The sequence below is a fragment of the Pseudomonas rhodesiae genome (genome assembly GCF_007858255.1).
Lineage (GTDB): Bacteria > Pseudomonadota > Gammaproteobacteria > Pseudomonadales > Pseudomonadaceae > Aquipseudomonas > Aquipseudomonas rhodesiae.
This window is the reverse complement of the sequence record NZ_VFEU01000061.1, coordinates 1-2,025: the sequence shown is the minus strand read 5'-3', so window position 1 is coordinate 2,025 and position 2,025 is coordinate 1. Positions and strand designations below refer to the sequence as shown.

Sequence of the window (2,025 nt, the reverse complement as noted above, 5' to 3'; positions counted from 1 at the left end):
CACCGCATGGAAGAAGTGTTCCGCATCTGCGACGCGGTCACGGTGTTCAAGGACGGCCGCTACGTGCGCACGTTCGAGGACATGAGCGCGCTGACCCACGACCAGTTGGTGACCTGCATGGTCGGTCGCGATATTCAGGACATCTACGACTACCGCCCGCGCGAGCACGGCGAGGTGGCGCTCAAGGTCGACGGTCTGCTTGGGCCAGGCTTGCGCGAGCCGGTGAGTTTCCAGGTGCGCAAAGGCGAAATCCTCGGCCTGTTCGGGCTGGTGGGGGCCGGGCGTACGGAGCTGTTCCGTCTGCTCAGCGGCCTGGAACGTGCCAGCGCCGGCAGCCTGGCGCTGGAGGGTGAGCCATTGCAGTTGCGCTCGCCGCGCGACGCCATCGCCGCCGGGGTGCTGCTGTGCCCCGAAGACCGCAAAAAGGAAGGCATCATCCCGCTGTCCAGCGTGGCCGAAAACATCAACATCAGTGCTCGTGGCGCCCACTCGCGGTTCGGCTGGCTGCTGCGCGAGGGCTGGGAAAAGGGCAACGCCGCGCACCAGATCCAGGCGATGAAAGTCAAAACCCCGAACGCCGCGCAGAAGATCCTGTACCTCTCCGGCGGCAACCAGCAGAAAGCCATTTTGGGCCGCTGGCTGTCGATGCCGATGAAAGTGCTGTTGCTCGACGAACCGACCCGCGGCATCGACATCGGCGCCAAGGCCGAGATCTACCAGATCATCCACAACCTGGCGGCGCAGGGCATCGCGGTGATCGTGGTGTCCAGCGACCTGATGGAAGTGATGGGCATCGCCGACCGCATCCTGGTGCTGTGCGAAGGCGCGCTGCGCGGCGAACACCCGCGCGAACACGCCACTGAATCCAACCTGCTGCAGCTGGCCTTGCCGCGCCGCGTGACGAACTGAGAGAAAACCATGACCACTCAAAACAACGCGCTGCCCACGGCACGCAAACCCCTGGACATGCGCGCCTTGCTCGACAACTGGGCGATGCTGCTGGCGGCCATCGCCATCTTCGTGTTGTGCGCCTTGCTGATCGACAACTTCCTCTCGCCGTTGAACATGCGCGGCCTGGGCCTGGCGATTTCCACCGTGGGCATCGCCGCGTGCACCATGCTGTTCTGCCTGGCGTCGGGGCATTTTGACCTGTCGGTGGGCTCGGTGATCGCCTGTGCCGGGGTGGTCGCGGCCATCGTCATGCGCGACACCGACAGCGTCATGCTGGGCATTGGCGCGGCATTGCTGATGGGCCTGGTGGTGGGGCTGATCAACGGCATCGTGATCGCCAAACTGCGGGTCAACGCGCTGATCACCACGCTGGCAACCATGCAAATCGTGCGCGGCCTGGCCTACATTTTTGCCGACGGCAAAGCGGTGGGGGTGTCCCAGGAGCAGTTCTTTATCTTCGGCAACGGCCAACTGTTCGGCGTGCCGGTGCCGATCCTAATCACCCTGGCGTGCTTCGTGTTTTTCGGCTGGCTGCTCAACTACACCACCTATGGGCGCAACACCATGGCCATCGGCGGCAACCCGGAAGCGGCGCTGCTGGCGGGCGTGAATGTGGACCGCACCAAGATCCTGATCTTCGCCGTACACGGCCTGATCGGTGCCCTGGCCGGCGTGATTTTGGCCTCACGCATGACTTCGGGCCAACCGATGATCGGCCAGGGTTTCGAACTGACCGTCATTTCGGCCTGCGTACTGGGCGGCGTGTCGCTGAGCGGCGGCATCGGCATGATCCGCCACGTGATCGCGGGCGTGCTGATCCTGGCGATCATCGAAAACGCGATGAACCTGAAGAACATCGACACCTTCTACCAGTATGTGATTCGCGGCTCCATCCTGCTGCTGGCCGTGGTCATCGACCGCATGAAACAACGCTGACTCCATGCTCCGTAAGGACTCAATGTGGGAGGGGGCTTGCCCCCGATAGCGGTAGATCAGAAACAAAAATGCAAACTGACACTCCGCAATCGGGGGCAAGCCCCCTCCCACAGTAAGGCTGTTCGATGTTGTTGCTGA

2 protein-coding genes are annotated in these 2,025 nt (G+C 63.1%); both read left to right on the top strand.

The window, feature by feature from the left end; all coding sequences use genetic code 11:
- Positions 1–909: ATP-binding cassette domain-containing protein (locus tag FIV35_RS29395; protein WP_146375126.1), on the top strand; the 909-nt coding region annotated here is incomplete at its 5' end.
- Between the two features lie 9 nt (positions 910–918).
- Positions 919–1,887 carry an L-arabinose ABC transporter permease AraH gene (gene araH, locus FIV35_RS29390; RefSeq protein ID WP_034138983.1) on the top strand — a complete coding sequence of 323 codons (969 nt, stop codon included), beginning with the start codon at positions 919–921 and terminating at the stop codon, positions 1,885–1,887.
- The last annotated feature ends 138 nt before the right edge of the window (positions 1,888–2,025 follow it).